The organism is Cellulomonas sp. NPDC057328 (assembly GCF_042667215.1).
Taxonomy (GTDB): domain Bacteria; phylum Actinomycetota; class Actinomycetes; order Actinomycetales; family Cellulomonadaceae; genus Cellulomonas.
In genome coordinates, this window is sequence record NZ_JBHUZW010000090.1 from 1 (window position 1) to 16,002 (window position 16,002).

Genomic DNA, 16,002 nt, shown 5'->3' on the forward strand with positions numbered 1-16,002 from the left:
GCGGTGCCCTCCGCACCGCCGCGCACGCGCGTCCGCGGTGACGCGGCCGTCCGCCGCCGCGTCAGAGCTCGGCCTGCCACTCCCCGACGCAGCCCGCGGGACGGAACCCGAGCGCCACGTTGATGGCGAGCATCCAGCTGTTCTCCTCGGCGTTCCACGTGCTGATGCGCCGCACGGAGGGCAGCGTCCGCGCGAGCAGGTCGAGCTGCGCGATCTTCACGAGCATCCCGAGCCGGCGGCCGCGGTGCTCCTTGATGACCAGCGTGTCGCCCTGCCAGACGAACTCGTCGCTGTGGCTCGGCACCTGGAACGAGGAGAACGCGGCGAGCGTCCCGGTCGGCACGTGCTCGACGGCCGACGTCAGCAGGTGCTCCCCGCGGGCGAGCATCTGCGCCTCGGTGGTGCGGATGCGCTCGGCGTCCCAGCTGTCCTCCTCGAGGTCGAGGCCGCCGAGCGGGACGTCGGTGCTCATGCGCGTGTTGAGCAGCGCGAACTGGTCGACCCACTCCTCGGGGCACGAGTCCTGCCACTGCACCACGCGGTAGTCGGCGCCGGCCCGCTCGTGCGCCGCCCGCTCCCGGGCGAGCACGTCGGGATCGACCGGCAGGTGCAGGCGCGAGTGCCGCACGACCTGCTCGAGCACCCAGCCCTGCGCCTGCGCCCAGCGCACCGACGGGTCGTCGGCAGGGATGCGGCCCGAGCCGGTCGGCGCGGACAGCGCGCCCGCACCCCCGGGCGGCTCGACGGCGTGGTCGGTCTCGGCGACGAGCTTCGTGCGGCCGTCGCCGCGCGCGAGCGCCGTCGCGGCCGCGTGCAGCGCGGTGCCGATCCCGCGGCCGCGGTGGCCGGGCAGGACGCCGATGTCGGCGTAGCCGGTGTGCAGGTTCTCGCGCAGCGGCAGGTCCAGGCGCGCGTACCCGACGACGCGGTCGGGGTCGCCGTCGACGCCGTCGGCGAGCGCGACCACGCGCCGGCGGCGCCAGTACTGCTGGTGCTGCAGGTCGGAGAACGCCTCGCGCTCGGTGGAGGCGAAGTCGTCGTGCCCCCACTCGGCGCGGATCACGGCGTTGCGCGCCCGCACCAGACCGACGAGCAGCCAGCCGTCGGCGTCCTCGGGGGTGACGACGAGCGGGAGCTCGCGCAGGGTCCAGGTCGTGGTCGTGCCGTCCATGCCCGCCACTGTCCTCGCGCCCGCCCGCCGACGTCGACGCATTTCCGCCACCGTCCACCGACCCGCCCACCACCCGCCCACCACCACCCGTGGGCCCCCGTCGGCCCCCACGCCGACCCACCCGCACGCCGAGATCGCCGGGTGCACCGCGAGGTCGCCGGTCCGAGCAGGCGACCTCGCGACCGGACGGGCGACCTCGGCGAGGTGGGGGTCCGGTGGCCTCGGCAGGGAGGGCCGTCCGGGGGGCGGCGGAGGGCCTGGCGGGTGGGGGTGGTGCGGCGGGGCTAGGGTGCGCCGGTGGTGTGGCTCGAGGTCGTCGGATGGGCCGGCTCGGTGCTGGTCGTGCTCTCGCTCATGCAGGCGCGCGTGTGGCGCTTCCGCGTCATGAACCTGGTGGGGTCGCTGCTGGCCACCGCCTACAACGCCGTGTTCGGGATCTGGGCGTTCGCGGCGATGAACGGTGCGATCTCGCTCATCAACGTGTACTGGCTGTGGCGGCTGCGCCGGGAGCGGGACGACGCGCGCGTGTACGCGGTCGTCGCGGTCGCCCCGGACGACGCGTACCTGCGGCACGTGCTCGCGGTGCACGCGGACGACGTCGCCCGGCACCGCACGGTCCCGGCCCTCAACGTCGAGGCGGGCGACGGCGACGAGCTCGCGTTCCTCGTCGTGCGCGGCGACGAGACGGTCGGCGTGGTGCTGGTCCGCGACTCGGGAGGCGGCACGGGCCTGGTGCTGCTCGACTGGGTCACGCCGCGGTTCCGCGACTTCACCCCCGGTGAGTTCGTGTACCGCGGCACGGACGTGTTCGCGGCGCACGGCCTGCGGCGGCTGGTGGTGCCGAGCGCGCCGCCGGGCTCGGCGCCGTACCTGGAGCGGGTCGGCTTCCGGCGCGTCGACGGCGACGCGTGGGAGCGCGCGGTGGCCGCCGCCTGAGGCGCGTACGGGCTGGCGTACGGACGTCCGCGCGCTAGAGTTCGGACACCCGAACTTGAGGAGGAGCCGTGGCCGCGCCCGCCGTCGACCAGCCGAGCCCGCCGACGCGGCCCGGGCGGCCGCGGCGCGGCGTGCCCGTCCTGCTCGGGCCCGCGTTCGTCGCCGCCGTCGCCTACGTCGACCCCGGCAACGTCGCCGCCAACCTCACCGCGGGCGCCCGCTACGGGTACCTGCTGCTGTGGGTGCTCGTCGCCGCGAACGTCATGGCCGTGCTCGTGCAGTACCAGTCGGCGAAGCTCGGGCTGGTCACGGGGGAGTCGCTGCCCGGCGTGCTCGGCCGGCGGCTGCGGCGCGGCCCGCGCCTCGCCTACTGGCTGCAGGCGGAGCTCGTCGCCGCGGCCACCGACGTCGCCGAGGTCGTCGGCGGCGCGATCGCGCTGCACCTGCTGTTCGGCGTGCCGCTGCCGCTCGGCGGGCTGCTCGTGGGCGTCGCGTCGATGGCGCTGCTCGTGACGCAGGACCGGTTCGGGCAGCGGAGGTTCGAGGCCGTCGTCGTGACCCTGCTGGGCGTCATCACCGTCGGGTTCCTGTGCGGGCTCGTCGTCGACCCGCCCGACGCGGGCGGCGTGCTCGGCGGGCTCGTGCCGCGCTTCGCGGGCACCGACTCCGTGCTGCTCGCGGCGAGCATGCTCGGCGCGACCGTCATGCCGCACGCCATCTACGTGCACTCCGCGCTGGTCCGCGACCGGCACGGGCACGCTCCCGCCGGCGACGGCCGCCGCCTCCTGCTGCGCGCCACCCGCTGGGACGTCGCCACCGCGCTCGCGGTCGCCGGCGCCGTCAACATCGGCCTGCTGCTCCTCGCCGCCGCGGGCCTGCAGGGCACCGAGGGCACCGACTCCATCGAGGGCGCGCACGGCGCCATCGTCGACGCGCTCGGCCCGGGCATCGGCATCGCCTTCGCCGTCGGGCTGCTGGCCTCGGGTCTGGCGTCGACGTCGGTCGGCGCCTACGCCGGCGCGGCGATCATGGAGGGGCTCGTCCGCAGGCGCGTGCCGCTGCTCGTGCGCCGGGCCGTGACGATCACGCCCGCGATCCTCCTGCTGGCGCTCGGCGCCGACCCCACCTGGACGCTCGTGCTCAGCCAGGTCGTGCTCAGCTTCGGCATCCCGTTCGCGCTCGTCCCGCTCGTGCGGCTCGGCCGGGACCGCGCGCTCATGGGCGCCGACCGCAACGGCGCGTGGCTGCAGGCCGTGCTGTGGGTCGTCGTGACGCTCGTCGTCGCGCTCAACCTCGCGCTGCTGGTGCTGCTCGTCACGGGCTGACGGCGTCGGCACCGGCACCCGCGCCGGCCGCCGCGCGCGCCACCGCCAGCCGCTCGGCCAGGTGCGTGCGCTCGGCGGTGTCCGGCACCAGCGCGAGCGCCCGCCCCAGCTCCGCGACGGCCTCGTCCGCCCGGCCCGCGCGCAGCAGCAGCTCCCCGCGCACGGCCGGCAGCCGGTGGTGGTGGACGAGCACGTCGTCGAGGCCGTCGAGCAGCGCCAGGCCCGCCTCCGGTCCCACGCCCTCGGCGACCGCGACGGCGCGCGCGAGCCGCACCACCGGCGACCCGGTCCGGCGCTCGAGCGCCGCGTACAGCCCGGCGACGACGTCCCACCGCGTGTCCGCGGCGGTCGGGGCCGACGCGTGCTCGGCGGCGACGAGCGCCTGGAGGCGGTGGTCCTCGGCGAGGCCCTCGAGCGGCGGCAGCGCGCGCACGAGCGCGAGCCCCTCGGCGATCTCGTGCGCGTGCCAGCGGGAGCGGTCCTGGTCGGGCAGCAGGACGATCCGCCCGTCGGCGTCGAGGCGCGTGTCGCGGCGCGAGTGCTGGAGCAGCATGAGCGCGAGCAGCGCGCGCAGGCCGGGGCGGCCGCCGAGCAGCCGGTCGAGCTCGCGCGTGAGCCGGATCGCCTCGTGCGCGAGGTCGACGCGCAGGCCGCCGGGCGCCTCCGCGGGCTGGTACCCGGCCGTGAACACGAGGTACAGCACCGTCGCGACCGTGTCGAGGCGCTCGTCGAGCCGGTCCGACGGCGGCACCGCGAACGGGATGCCGGACGTCGCGAGCCGCTTCTTCGCCCGCGTCAGCCGCGCCGACATCGCCGTGTGCTGCACGAGCTGCAGCCGCGCGATGTCGGCCGTGCCGAGCCCGACGACGAAGCGCAGCGTCAGCGCGACGCGGTCGGCCGGCGCCAGCGCGGGGTGGCAGCACGCCAGCACGAGGCGCAGCTGGTCGTCGGCGACGTGCTCGCCGGGGTCGACGGCCGCGGCCGCCAGCTCCCGCACGCGCGCGTCCACGACCATGAGCGGCTCCTTGCGGCGGTGCACGGCCTGCGTGCGCAGCCGGTCGAGCACCCGGCGGCGCGCCGCGGTGAGCAGCCACGCCCCGGGGCTCGTCGGCACGCCGTCGACCGGCCACGTGCGGGCCGCGGCCTCGAACGCGTCGGCCGCGCCGTCCTCCGCCAGGTCGGGGCTCGCGAACTGCCCGACCAGCAGCGCGACGACGTGCGACCAGTGCGCGCGCCACGCGTCGGCGAGCGCGGCGTCGACGTCGGTGCGGCGGCGGCCGTCAGCCACGCGCACCCGCCGGTGCCGCGCCCGCCGCCGAGGTCACTGGCCCTCGGTGTAGGGCACGACGGGCCGGATCTCCACCGTCCCGCCGTCCATGATCATCGGCAGGAGCGCCTGCAGCCCCGGCAGGTCGGCCGTGCGGATGAGGTAGTACCCGCCGAGCTGCTCCACCGTCTCCGTGTACGGGCCGTCGACGACCTCGGAGCCGTCGGCGCCGGGCCGCACGAGCGTCGCCGTGCGCGCGGTGTCGAGCTCCTCGCCGCCGAGGATCTCGTGCCCGCCCTCGACGCAGGCTTTGGAGAAGCGGTCGTGGTCCGCGAAGGCGGCCGTGCGCTGCTCGGGCGTCGCGTTGACCCACGGTGCCTCGTCGCCCCACAGCATCACGAGGTAGGTGCGTGCGTCGGCCATGGTGGTCCCCTCTCGTCGCAGGGCACCCACTGTGCCCGTCACGACCCATGACGCGCGAGGGTCCGGGATTTCGACAGGCCCTGCCGGCGGTCCCTCGCCCTGCGGCCCGCGCCCGCCCGACCTAGCGTGGCAGGGACATCGCACCCCACCCGAAGGAGCGAGAGACATGCCCGACACCGACGTCACCGGCCGCCGCGTGCTCGCCGTCGTCACGAACTACGGCGTGGAGCAGGACGAGCTCGTCGTCCCCGTGCGGCACCTGCGGGACGCCGGCGCCCAGGTCGACGTCGCCGCCGTCGAGGACGGGCCGATCCGGACGCTGGTCGGCGACAAGGACCCCGGCGAGTCGGTCGACCCCGACACCGTGCTGTCCGCCGTCGACGCGTCCGGCTACGACATGCTGCTGCTGCCCGGCGGCACCATCAACGCCGACAACCTGCGCCTGCAGGACGACGCCCCGGCGCTCGTCAAGGAGTTCACGTCGGACGGCCGCCCCGTCGCGGCGATCTGCCACGGCCCGTGGGCGCTCGTCGAGGCGGGCGTGCTCGAGGGCAAGACGCTCACGTCCTACCCGTCGCTGCGCACCGACGTCCGCAACGCGGGGGGTGAGTGGGTCGACCGCTCCGTCGTGAGCGACGACGCGGGCGGCTGGACGCTCGTCACGTCGCGGACCCCCGACGACCTCGACGACTTCCTCGGCGCGGTGGACGCCGTCCTGGGGGCGACCGGGTCGGGGGCAGCCTGACCGCCCTCGCCCCACGGCGGGTGGACATTCCGGATATCCGTCACTCCGGCGTCACAGCCGCGCCTCGCGCCGGTTAGCGTCGCTGCATGGCGAACCAGAGCGACCCCCGGGCGGTGGAGGAGGAGCGCGTGACGGCGGTCCGGGAGCTCGGCCTCCTCGACACCCCGCCGGAGGAGCGCTTCGACCGGGTCGTGCGGCTGGCGCAGCAGCTGTTCGACGTGCCGACGGCGTACGTGTCGCTGGTCGACCGGGACCGGCTGTTCTACAAGGCGAAGGTCGGGCTCGACCTGCTGGAGGCGCCGCGGGACACGTCGTTCTGCCGGCTCACGATCGAGGACGGCGAGACGTTCGTCATCGAGGACGCGGCCGCCGACCCGCGCTTCACCACCAACCCGTGGGTGGTCGACGACCCCGGCCTGCGCTTCTACGCCGGCCATCCCCTGGCGGCGGGCGGCCACCGCGTCGGCACGCTGTGCCTGGTCGACAACCGGGCGCGCGTGTTCGGCGAGGCCGACCGTGCCCTGCTGCGCGACCTGGCCGCGTGGGTCGAGGAGGAGCTCGTCGTCGTCGAGGAGCTCGAGCGGGCGGCGCACGTCCAGGCGGGGCTGCTGCCCGCCGCGCCGCCCCGGGTCGACGGCTGGGAGGTCGCCGGCGCGTGCCAGCCGGCCCGGGGAGTGGGCGGGGACTTCTACGACTGGGCGCCGACGCCGACCGGGGTGACGCTGTCGATCGCCGACGTCATGGGCAAGGGCATGGGCGCCGCGATCATCGCCGCGACGGTGCGGGCCGTGCTGCGGGCGGCGTCCCGGCGGGGCGACGTCGAGCAGGCGGTCGCCGCGGCCGAGGAGGCGCTCGCCTCCGACCTCACGCAGACGGCGACGTTCGCGACGCTCCTGCACGCCCACGTCGAGGCGGCGACGGGCGAGGTCTCCTACGTCGACGCGGGCCACGGCCTGTCCGCCGTCGTCCGCGCGGACGGCGGCGTGCACCGGCTGGCCCCCGGCGGCCCGCCGCTGGGCTTCCTGCTGGACGTCGCGCCGGGCGAGGCGGTCCGGGACGCCGAGCGGCTGACGCTGGCGCCGGGCGACCTGCTGCTCGCCGTGAGCGACGGCGTGGTCGACGCCCTCGGCGGCGACGTCGCGGTGATGGACGAGGTCGCGGCGACGGCCGTCGGCGCGGCGACCGCCGCGGAGGCGGTCGACCGCGTGCTGGCCCTCGCCGCCCGCAGCGGGACGCGACCGGACGACGTCACCGTCGTCGCGGTCCGGCGCGGGGACACCGCGTGAGACGCGAGCTCGGCCTGCGCGTCGTCATCACGCTCACGCTGGTGCTGGGCCTCAACTACACCGTCTGGCGCTGGCTGGAGTCGGTCAACTGGTCGGCGTGGTGGATCGCCGTGCCGCTCGTGCTCGCCGAGACGTACTCGTTCGTCGACGTCACCCTGTTCGGCATCACGATGTGGCGCGCGAAGCAGCGCGAGGACCCGGGCCCGCCGCCCGACGGCGTGACGGTCGACGTCTTCATCACGACGTACGACGAGCCCGTCCCGCTCGTCGCGCGCACCGCCGAGGCCGCGCGCGACATCCGCTACCCGCACCGCACCTGGGTGCTGGACGACGGCGCCCGGGCCGAGATGCGCGCCGCCGCGGAGCGCCTGGGCGTCGGCTACATCGTGCGCGGCGAGGACTGGGCCGACCGGCCGAAGCACGCCAAGGCGGGCAACCTCAACAACGCGCTGGCGCTCACCGAGGGCGAGCTGGTCCTCGTGCTCGACGCCGACCAGATCCCGGCGCCGGAGATCCTCGACCGCACCCTCGCGTACTTCGACGACCCGCAGGTGGCGCTCGTCCAGACGCCGCAGTTCTTCACGAACGTGCCGGACGCCGACCCGCTGGGGAGCCAGGCGCCGCTGTTCTACGGCCCGATCCAGCAGGGCAAGGACGGCTGGAACGCGGCCTTCTTCTGCGGCTCCAACGCGATCCTGCGCCGCGACGCCCTCATGCAGCTCGGCCTCGTCGGGTACGTGCGCGAGACGGAGCGCACGGTGCGCGAGGCGCTCGCCACGTCCCGGCGCGTGCTCCAGCGCGCGCGGCGCCGTGCCGACGACCCGCGGGTCGCCGCGGCCCTCGACGACGTCGCGCAGGCGGCGGCGCGGGCCCTGCGCGACCTCGACGCCGGCGAGGCGCTCGCCGACGTCACGTACGCGTTCCAGCGCCGCGTGGACGAGGTGTCCGGGACGGTCGTGGCCGGCGACATGGCGTCGATCCGCGCCGACCTCGAGGCCCTCGGGGCGCTCGCGCCCGCGCTCGCCGCCGACGGGCCGGCCGCACCCGCCGGGGCGGGGCAGACCGCCACCGTCGTGGACGAGGACGCGCTCGCCGCCCTGGCCGCCCGCGAGTGGTCCCCGCTGGGCGCGCTCGAGTCCGTGCGGGCCCTCCTGCGCGCGGTCGACGTCGACCGCTCCGACGAGGCCCTGGCGGTCATGCCGGTCGCGACGCTGTCGGTCACGGAGGACATGGCGACCGCGATGCGGCTGCACTCCCTCGGCTGGCGGACCGTCTACCACCACGAGTCGCTGGCGCACGGCCTGGCGCCGGAGGACCTCGGGACGATGATCACGCAGCGCCTGCGCTGGGCCCAGGGGACGATGCAGGTCTTCCTGCAGGAGAACCCGCTGACCGTGCGAGGCCTGCGGCTCGGGCAGCGGCTCATGTACGCGGCGACGATGTGGAGCTACCTGTCCGGCTTCGCCGCCGTCGTCTACCTGGCGGCCCCGGTGATCTTCCTGTGCTTCGGCGTGCTGCCGGTCACCGCGTGGAGCGTGGACTTCTTCCTGCGGTTCCTGCCGTTCCAGATCGCCAGCCAGCTGCTGTTCCTCACCGCCGCGCGCGGCCTGCGGACGTGGCGGGGGCAGCAGTACTCGCTGGCGCTCTTCCCGGTGTGGATCAAGGCGACGTGGACGGCGGCGGCGAACGTGTGGTGGGGGCGGCCGCTCGGCTTCGCCGTGACGCCCAAGGTCCGCCAGTCGCAGACGGGCGCGTGGCGGCTCGTCCGGCCGCAGCTCGCCGCGATGGCGACCCTCGTGGTGGCGGCCGTCATCGGGATCGTGCGGTGGTCGCTGGGGTACGCACCCTGGGTGGGCACCGCGGTGAACCTGGCGTGGGTCGTCTACGACCTCGTCGTGCTGAGCGTGATCGTGCAGGCGCTGCGGTACCGCGGGTACCAGGGCGCCGAGGAGGAGGGCTGATGGAGATCGGGACGGACGTGCGGGGCGGCGGGGTGGCCGTGCTGCGGCCGCAGGGTCGGCTGACGATGGTCACGGCCGGCGAGCTCAAGGCGGAGGTCGACCGCGTGGTGGAGGCCGGCGACGCGGTGGTGGTCGTCGACCTGACGGACACGTCCTTCATGGACTCGTCCGGGCTGGGTGCGCTCGTCGGGGGACTGCGCCGGGCGCGCGCCGCCGGCGGGGACCTGCGGATCGCCTGCGTCGGTGCGCAGGTCATGACGGTGCTGCGGCTGACGACGATGGACCGGGTGCTCCGGCCCTACGGCACGGTCGAGGACGCCCTCGGTGCCTGACGTCCGGGTCGACGTCGCGCTCGACGGCGAGGACGCGGAGACCGTGCTCGACCGCGCCCACGGTGCGCTCGAGCGGCTGTGGGTCCAGGTGCCGGACGTCGGTGACATGGACCGGATCGCGGTGGAGACGGCGCTCGTCGAGGTGGCCGGGAACGTGGTGCGCCACGGCCCGGACGGCCGCTGGCACGGGCCGGGCCTGCACGTGACGGTCGGCGCCGACGCCGTCGTGGTCGTCATCGACCAGGACGGTCTGCCGCTGTCGCTCGACCCCGCGCCGGCGATGCCGGGACCGGAGGCGGAGTCCGGTCGGGGCCTGCCCCTGGTGCACGCGCTCGTCGACGTCGTCTGCACGGCCCGGCCCGGCGGCACCCGGTGGACGCTCACCCGGCGACGGTCTGCATGACCTCCGTGGGGCCGGTCCCCGTGCCGGGGACGCGCTCGTCCTCGGCCGCCCTCAGGTGCCGCTCGCGGAGCACCGGCAGGCACAGCAGCAGGACGAGGTCGAGGACGGTCGCGACCGCGAACACCCACACGAGCCCGACCTCCTGGGCGATGAGTCCGCCGAGCAGCGCGCCGACGGGCATGGTGCCCCACGCCAGCAGGCGGTAGGCGCTGTTGAGGCGGCCGAGCAGGTGGTCGGGCGTGAGCCGCTGGCGCAGCGACACGGTGACGACGTTCCACACGGCGATGCCGGCGCCGGCCAGCGCCCACACGCCGGCGACGACGAGGACGCTCGTGGTCAGCGCCGGCACGGCGTGCGACGCGGCGGCGACGAGGATGCACAGCGCGAGGCTGACGGTGCGGCCGAGCCGCCCGGCGATCCACGTCGCGGCGAGCGACCCCAGGACGGCGCCGACGGCCACCGAGGTCATGAGCGCGCCGTACCCCGGCTCGGACAGGCCGAGCGGCGAGTCGGGGCCGACCGCCCACAGGACGAAGACGGCCATCATCGCGGACTCCGCGAGGTTGGAGACCCCGACCATGAGCGCGAGCGTGCGCAGCACGGGACGCTGCCAGAGGAAGCGCAGGCCCTCGCCGACCTCGGCCCGCAGCGTGGTGCGCGGCGCCGACGCCACCGCGTCCGTCCGGCCGGCGCGGAACGTGCCCCGCACGCCCAGCAGCGCGAGCACCGCGAGGACCCACAGCAGCGCGGGCGCCCCGGTCGCGACCGCGACGCCCGCGGCCACGAGGAACCCCCCGAGCGGGGGACCGACGAACTGGTTGGCGGTCACCTCGACGGCGTACAGCCGCCCGTTCGCCCGGTCGAGCTCCGCGCGGCCGACGACCCGCGGCAGGATCGACTGCGCGCTCGTGTCGTGGAAGACCTCGGCCGTGCCGATGACGACGGCCACGCCGTACAGCAGCACGAGCGAGCCGGTGCCGGTGAGGGGCACCGCGACGAGCGCGACGAGGGCGCCCGCGCGGACGAGGTTGGCGACGAGCATGGTCCGGCGCCGGTCCCACCGGTCGGCCAGGGCGCCCGCGGGCAGGGACGCGACGAGCCACGGGAGGGACAGCGCGAGCGGGATGCCGGCGATGACGACCGGGGAGTCCGTGTAGCGGAGCGCGACCAGCGGCAGCGCCGTCTTCAGCACGCCGTCGGCAGCGTTCGACAGCCCGGACGACGTCCACAGCCACCAGAACGCGGAACGGTGCCCGGGCGTCGGCATGGGCGGCACCGTAGCAGTTTCACGCAGGGCGTTGACAAGAGTGCACGGCGACGTTCACGGCGGTCGTGACGCCCTGCGCGCGTGCCCGGGACGTCCCGTTCCGTCCCGGCGACCCACGTGCGCACGTGCGCACGGTACGGTCCGCGGATGGCCGTCACGAGCGCCGGGATCCTCCTGCACCACGGCGGCCCCGCGCCGCGCGTGCTGATCGCCCACATGGGTGGTCCGTACTGGGCGCGCAAGGACGCCCGCGCGTGGACCGTCCCCAAGGGCCTCGTCGAGCCGGGGGAGGACGTCGTCACCGCGGCGCACCGCGAGTTCCGCGAGGAGGTCGGCGTGCCGGCGCCGGACCTGCCGGCCGTCGAGCTCGGCGCGTTCCGGTACGCGTCCGGCAAGGTCGTCGTGGTGCTCGCGGTCGAGGTGCCGGCGGACCTCGTCGGGTCGCCCGCCGACCCCGCGTCCGACGACCTGACGACGCGCCCGGGCGTCAGCACCGTGGAGGTCGAGTGGCCGCCGCGGTCCGGGCGGCGGCTGACGTTCCCCGAGGTCGACCGCGCGCAGTGGACGACCTGGGACGACGCGCGCGAGCGCCTCGTCGCCGGGCAGGTGCCCGCGATCGACGCCCTCGCCGCCCGCGGCGTGCCGGCATGAGCGCCGACGCATGAGCGCCGACGCATGAGCGCCGACGCATGAGCGCCGACGTCCGCACCGACGACGGCGGGCGCGGCCGCTGGAACCACAACGTGCACTACCACCGCGTCGTGCTCGACGCGGTGCCCGCCGGCGCGCGGACGGCGCTCGACGTCGGGTGCGGCGAGGGCACGCTCGCCCGGCGTCTGCGCGAGCGCGTGCCGGAGGTGACCGGCGTCGACCTGCACGGCCCCAGCCTGGCGGCCGCGCGGGCGGCCGGCGGCGACGTCGCCTGGGTCGAGGGCGACGTGCTGACGCACCCCTTCGCGCCGGCGTCGTTCGACGTCGTCGCGTCGGTCGCGACGCTGCACCACCAGGACGCGCGCGCCGGCCTGCTGCGTCTGGCCGAGCTCGTGCGTCCCGGCGGGCGGCTCGCGGTCGTGGGCCTCGCCCGGGTGTCGTCGCCGCTCGACCTGCCGTACGAGGCGGCGGGGCTGCTGATGTCGCCGGTGGCACGCCGGCGCCGCGGGTACTGGGAGCACCCGTCGCCGACCGTCTGGCCGCCGCCCGCGACGTACGCCGAGATGCGCGCCCTGGTGCGGGAGCTGCTGCCCGGCGCGCGCTACCGGCGGCACGTCTACTGGCGGTGGTCGGCCGTCTGGACGCGCCCACCGGCCTGACCGTCCTCCGGGCCGTCGCTCGGCGCGCGGGGCACCGGTGCCGTGGTTAGCGTCGACGACGTCGACCACGGGAGGGGTGCACGATGACGCTGGAGGGCAAGGTCGCGCTCGTGACGGGCGCGGGGTCGGGCATCGGGCGGGCGACCGCCGTGCGGCTCGCGCGCGAGGGCGCCACGGTCGTGCCGCTGGGGCACGGGCAGGAGAGCGCGGACGACGTCGCCGAGGAGATCCGCCGCGACGGCGGGACCGCGCTCCCCGTGGCGGGCGACGTGGGCGACGCCGGCACGGTGCGGGACGTGGTGGCGCGGATCGAGCGGGAGCTCGGGCGGCTCGACGTCGTCGTCGCGAACGCCGGTGTCAACGGCGTCTGGGCCCCGCTCGAGGAGCTGGAGCCGGAGGAGTGGGCCAGCACGATCGGCACCAACCTCACGGGCACGTTCCTCACCGTGCGGTACGCGGTTCCGCTGCTCGTGCGGCAGGGCGGTGCGGTGGTGGTCGTCGCGTCGATCAACGGGACGCGGACGTTCAGCAACTCGGGGGCGTCGGCGTACGCGACGAGCAAGGCGGGCCAGGTCGCGTTCGCGCGCATGGCCGCCGTCGAGCTCGGCCCGCGCGGCGTCCGCGTCAACTCCGTGTGCCCGGGGGCGATCGACACCGAGATCGACGACAACACCGAGCAGCGCGGCACCGAGGGCCTCGGCGTGCCGGCCGAGTACCCCGAGGGGCAGATCCCGCTGACGGGCGAGCGGTCGGGCTCGGCGGCGCAGGTCGCCGACACGATCGCGTACCTCGTCTCCGACGCGGCGAGCCACGTGACCGGCACCGAGGTGTTCGTCGACGGAGGGCAGTCGCTCATCGCCTGACGCGGCACGTCACATCGCGTCGAGCACGTTCGTGCCGTCCGAGAGCACGACGGACAGCAGCCCCACCAGGTTGCCGTCCGGGTCGTGCAGGTAGCCGAGGCGGCCGACGCCGGGCATGTCGTCGAGCGGGAGGGCGACCGTCGCCCCGAGCTCGAGCGCGCGCCGGAACAGCGCGTCGACGCTGCCGTCGACGCCGACCACCAGGTTCGCGCCCTTGACGGGTGCGCCCGGCTCGGGGCGCGGCCCGCGCCGGCGCGTCAGGCCGCCGTTGATGCCGGCGCCGGCCCGGCCGGGCGTGATCGCGTCCTCGCCGGTGTCGACGGCCCAGTACTCCAGGTCGCCGAAGCGCGTGAACGTCCAGCCGAGCAGGGTCGAGTAGAAGTCGACGAGCACCTGCGGCTCGGTCGCGTGGATCTCGAAGTGCCCGACCAGGTTGCCCATGCCGACCTCCCGTACGCCGTCCCCGCGGCGGTCGCCCGCGCGGACGGGCGGTGCCCGACGGCGGTGGGGACGATCCGGACACTACGCGCTCGCCACGCCGCGCGGGGTCCCGGCGCCGCGATACGCGCGCTGCGGGCTCGGCGTCAGGCCTCCGGTGCCGGCTGCTCGTCGGCGTGGGCCACGTGCCGCAGCTGGCGCCAGATGAGCACGACGAACACCGCCGAGCCGACGAACGCGAACCAGAACGGCGCCGTCACGCCGTACCGCTGGGCGAGCACGCCGCCGAGTCCGGCACCGACCACCAGCCCGCCGAAGACGCCGACGAGGTTGACGCTGCCGACGCGCCCCTGGAGCCGGCCCGGGACGGCGCGCTGGCGCACGGTCACCGACGTGGTGCCCCAGACAAACGCGTGCGCCCCGAACACGAAGAAGATGCCCAGCGCGAGCCACGCCTGCGTCGTCAGCGCCAGGGCGAGGTGCGTCAGCGTCTCGATGACGAGCCCGATGCGCAGGAGGTTCGCGAGCGACACGCGCGCGGTCAGCCACCCGTATGCGGCGATGCCCGCGAGCCCGCCGACCGCCTGCGTCGTCGTCAGGAGCCCGTAGCCCACGTCGCCGAGCCCGAGCCGCTCCTGGGCGTAGAGCACCAGCACGGAGAACGCGGCGCCGAACGTGACGTTGAAGATGAGGATCGTCAGCACGAGCGTGCGCACGGCGGCGTGGTGCCGCACCCACCGCACGCCCTCGGCGACGTCGGCGAGCACGTGGCTGCGCTCGTGGTGCTCCGGCCCGCGCAGAGGCAGGCGCACGCGCGAGACGAGTGCGACGCCGGCGCCGACGAGCAGCGCGTCCGCGGCGACCGGCCACGCGTGCCCGGCGGCGAAGAGCGCGGCGCCGAGCGGCGGGCCGGCGAGCTGGTTGAGCGCGATGAAGCCGGTCTGCACGCGGGCGTTCGCGACCGCGAGGTCGTCGCGCGCGACGAGCGTCGGGACGAGGGTGCCGGACGTGTTGTCGGCGAAGGTCTCGGCGGTCGCGACGAGGAAGAGCGCCGCCAGCACGACGGCGATGGGCGCGGCGTCGAGGGCCACGGCCGCCGCGAGGGCCGCGAGCACGCCCACGCGGACGACGTTGACGGCGATCACCAGGCCGCGCCGGTCGAGCCGGTCGGTGAGCACGCCGGCCCACAGCCCGAACAGCAGCGGCGGCAGCCACGTGAGCAGCGCGGCCAGGGCCACGAGGAACGCGTCGTCCGTGCGCGACGCGACGAGCAGCGGACCGGCGGCGAGCAGCAGGCCGTCGCCGAGGTTGGTCGACCACGACGACGCGAGCAGCCACCGGAAGCCGGTGCCGAGCCGCGCGGGCAGCACGCGGTCGACGAGGCGGGGGCGCGCGGCCGGCCAGGAGGCCGACGACGAGGCGGGCGGTCCGCCGCGGGGCGCGGTCGGCACCGGGGAGGTGGCCGTCACGTCGTCGGCCGGGGTGGTCGCGCCCGCGGACGGCGGACCGTCGGCCGTCACGACGGGCGCCCGGCGCGGGCGCACGAGGGCGCGGCGGGACCCGGCGGGACGTGCGGCGACATGCCTTGATGGTGCCCGCTGCGACGCGGCCGCCGCACGGGCATTCCGTCAGCCGCGGCGGCGGAGGTGCCGCACGCCGGCGCCCCGCAGCCGGTGCGGGCGGTCGGCGACGACCCGGAATCCTCCCGGGCCCGGGGGCTCCGGACGGGTGGGAGACGTGCTGCGGATCCGGACCCATCCGGGGGAGCGGGGCGCTCCGAACCACGTGCAGGACGCGGCGCGATCCGGACCCATCCACGGGTCGGGGCGCTCCGAACCACCACCGCGGCACCGTACGGTGCCGCGACCGGGGCACCGGCCGGTGCCGGCGACGGGAGGAGGCGACGTGCGACGACGTGACGTGTGGCGCCGCGCCCTCCTCACCGCTGCCGCCGGCGCGGGTCTGTGGACCGGTGCCGCCGTGCTCGCCGCACCGGCGCAGGCGGCCGAGCCGCCCGAAACGGGGTCGCTCGGTGGCGTCGTGCAGGTGGTCGGCGAGACGGTCGGGGGCACGGTGGGCGGTGTCGTCGACGCCGTGGTGCCGCAGGCCCCGGCGGCTCCCGCGCCCGCCGCGCCGACCGTCCCCGAGGCGACGCCCGCGCCGCCGGCTGCACCGGCGACGGCTGCGCCCGCGGCGGCTGCACCCGCGCCCCCCGCGGACCGGCCCGCGCCGTCGCCGGCCCCCCTGATCGACGCGGTGGCGACCGTGACGGAGC

At 76.2% G+C, this 16,002-nt stretch carries 16 protein-coding genes and 1 pseudogene; 11 read left to right on the top strand and 6 right to left on the bottom strand.

Annotated elements, in window-relative coordinates; all coding sequences use genetic code 11:
• Nucleotides 1–61: 61 nt before the first annotated feature.
• The gene (locus tag ACFUMH_RS14370) at nucleotides 62–1,171 is read right to left on the bottom strand and encodes a GNAT family N-acetyltransferase (protein WP_378206783.1); all 1,110 of its coding nucleotides are present in this window, start codon (nucleotides 1,169–1,171) and stop codon (nucleotides 62–64) included.
• A 297-nt stretch (nucleotides 1,172–1,468) separates the two neighbouring features.
• Here ACFUMH_RS14370 and ACFUMH_RS14375 point away from each other — a divergent pair, with 297 nt between their 5' ends.
• Together ACFUMH_RS14375 and ACFUMH_RS14380 are read left to right on the top strand one after the other, a co-directional pair.
• Nucleotides 1,469–2,107, top strand: a complete 639-nt coding sequence (locus ACFUMH_RS14375; RefSeq protein WP_378206786.1) for a hypothetical protein — start codon at nucleotides 1,469–1,471, stop codon at nucleotides 2,105–2,107.
• A gap of 68 nt (nucleotides 2,108–2,175) precedes the next feature.
• Nucleotides 2,176–3,432: an Nramp family divalent metal transporter gene (locus tag ACFUMH_RS14380; protein WP_378206789.1), complete on the top strand. Its 1,257-nt coding sequence runs from the start codon at nucleotides 2,176–2,178 to the stop codon at nucleotides 3,430–3,432.
• Here the strand turns inward: ACFUMH_RS14380 and ACFUMH_RS14385 are convergent.
• Nucleotides 3,422–4,720: an RNA polymerase sigma factor gene (locus ACFUMH_RS14385; protein ID WP_378206792.1), complete on the bottom strand. Its 1,299-nt coding sequence runs from the start codon at nucleotides 4,718–4,720 to the stop codon at nucleotides 3,422–3,424. The genes ACFUMH_RS14380 and ACFUMH_RS14385 overlap by 11 nt on opposite strands.
• 33 nt (nucleotides 4,721–4,753) lie before the next feature.
• On the bottom strand, nucleotides 4,754–5,122 hold the full coding sequence (locus ACFUMH_RS14390; RefSeq protein WP_378206795.1) for a YciI family protein: 369 nt from the start codon (nucleotides 5,120–5,122) through the stop codon (nucleotides 4,754–4,756).
• Between the two features lie 166 nt (nucleotides 5,123–5,288).
• Between ACFUMH_RS14390 and ACFUMH_RS14395 the strand changes: the two genes are divergently transcribed.
• The 5 genes from ACFUMH_RS14395 (at nucleotide 5,289) to ACFUMH_RS14415 (ending at nucleotide 9,849) form a co-directional block, all read left to right on the top strand.
• Entirely contained in the window at nucleotides 5,289–5,867 is a 579-nt protein-coding gene (locus ACFUMH_RS14395) for a DJ-1/PfpI/YhbO family deglycase/protease (RefSeq protein ID WP_378206798.1), read from the top strand.
• A gap of 86 nt (nucleotides 5,868–5,953) precedes the next feature.
• Nucleotides 5,954–7,153, top strand: a complete 1,200-nt coding sequence (locus ACFUMH_RS14400) for a PP2C family protein-serine/threonine phosphatase (protein ID WP_378206801.1) — start codon at nucleotides 5,954–5,956, stop codon at nucleotides 7,151–7,153.
• Entirely contained in the window at nucleotides 7,150–9,114 is a 1,965-nt protein-coding gene (locus ACFUMH_RS14405) for a glycosyltransferase family 2 protein (RefSeq protein ID WP_378206804.1), read from the top strand. The genes ACFUMH_RS14400 and ACFUMH_RS14405 overlap by 4 nt, the downstream gene beginning before the upstream one ends.
• Nucleotides 9,114–9,446 carry an STAS domain-containing protein gene (locus ACFUMH_RS14410; RefSeq protein WP_378206807.1) on the top strand — a complete coding sequence of 111 codons (333 nt, stop codon included), beginning with the start codon at nucleotides 9,114–9,116 and terminating at the stop codon, nucleotides 9,444–9,446. The genes ACFUMH_RS14405 and ACFUMH_RS14410 overlap by 1 nt, the downstream gene beginning before the upstream one ends.
• Nucleotides 9,439–9,849 (top strand): ATP-binding protein, encoded by a 411-nt coding sequence (locus ACFUMH_RS14415; RefSeq protein ID WP_378206810.1) that lies wholly within the window; start codon nucleotides 9,439–9,441, stop codon nucleotides 9,847–9,849. Before ACFUMH_RS14410 ends, ACFUMH_RS14415 begins: the two co-directional genes overlap by 8 nt.
• On the opposite strand, the gene ACFUMH_RS14420 is transcribed toward ACFUMH_RS14415, so the two are convergent.
• Nucleotides 9,827–11,116: an MFS transporter gene (locus ACFUMH_RS14420; RefSeq protein WP_378206813.1), complete on the bottom strand. Its 1,290-nt coding sequence runs from the start codon at nucleotides 11,114–11,116 to the stop codon at nucleotides 9,827–9,829. The genes ACFUMH_RS14415 and ACFUMH_RS14420 overlap by 23 nt on opposite strands.
• Before the next feature lie 147 nt (nucleotides 11,117–11,263).
• Between ACFUMH_RS14420 and ACFUMH_RS14425 the strand changes: the two genes are divergently transcribed.
• The 3 genes from ACFUMH_RS14425 (at nucleotide 11,264) to ACFUMH_RS14435 (ending at nucleotide 13,289) form a co-directional block, all read left to right on the top strand.
• Nucleotides 11,264–11,767: an NUDIX domain-containing protein gene (locus ACFUMH_RS14425; RefSeq protein WP_378206817.1), complete on the top strand. Its 504-nt coding sequence runs from the start codon at nucleotides 11,264–11,266 to the stop codon at nucleotides 11,765–11,767.
• A gap of 38 nt (nucleotides 11,768–11,805) precedes the next feature.
• Entirely contained in the window at nucleotides 11,806–12,426 is a 621-nt protein-coding gene (locus tag ACFUMH_RS14430) for a class I SAM-dependent methyltransferase (protein ID WP_378206820.1), read from the top strand.
• An 83-nt stretch (nucleotides 12,427–12,509) separates the two neighbouring features.
• Entirely contained in the window at nucleotides 12,510–13,289 is a 780-nt protein-coding gene (locus ACFUMH_RS14435) for an SDR family oxidoreductase (protein ID WP_378206823.1), read from the top strand.
• A 9-nt stretch (nucleotides 13,290–13,298) separates the two neighbouring features.
• On the opposite strand, the gene ACFUMH_RS14440 is transcribed toward ACFUMH_RS14435, so the two are convergent.
• Nucleotides 13,299–13,730 carry a VOC family protein gene (locus ACFUMH_RS14440; protein WP_378206826.1) on the bottom strand — a complete coding sequence of 144 codons (432 nt, stop codon included), beginning with the start codon at nucleotides 13,728–13,730 and terminating at the stop codon, nucleotides 13,299–13,301.
• A gap of 143 nt (nucleotides 13,731–13,873) precedes the next feature.
• The gene (locus ACFUMH_RS14445) at nucleotides 13,874–15,097 is read right to left on the bottom strand and encodes an MFS transporter (RefSeq protein WP_378206829.1); all 1,224 of its coding nucleotides are present in this window, start codon (nucleotides 15,095–15,097) and stop codon (nucleotides 13,874–13,876) included.
• Between the two features lie 535 nt (nucleotides 15,098–15,632).
• Between ACFUMH_RS14445 and ACFUMH_RS14450 the strand changes: the two are divergent.
• Nucleotides 15,633–16,002: pseudogene (locus tag ACFUMH_RS14450) on the top strand (hypothetical protein); the annotation flags it as partial.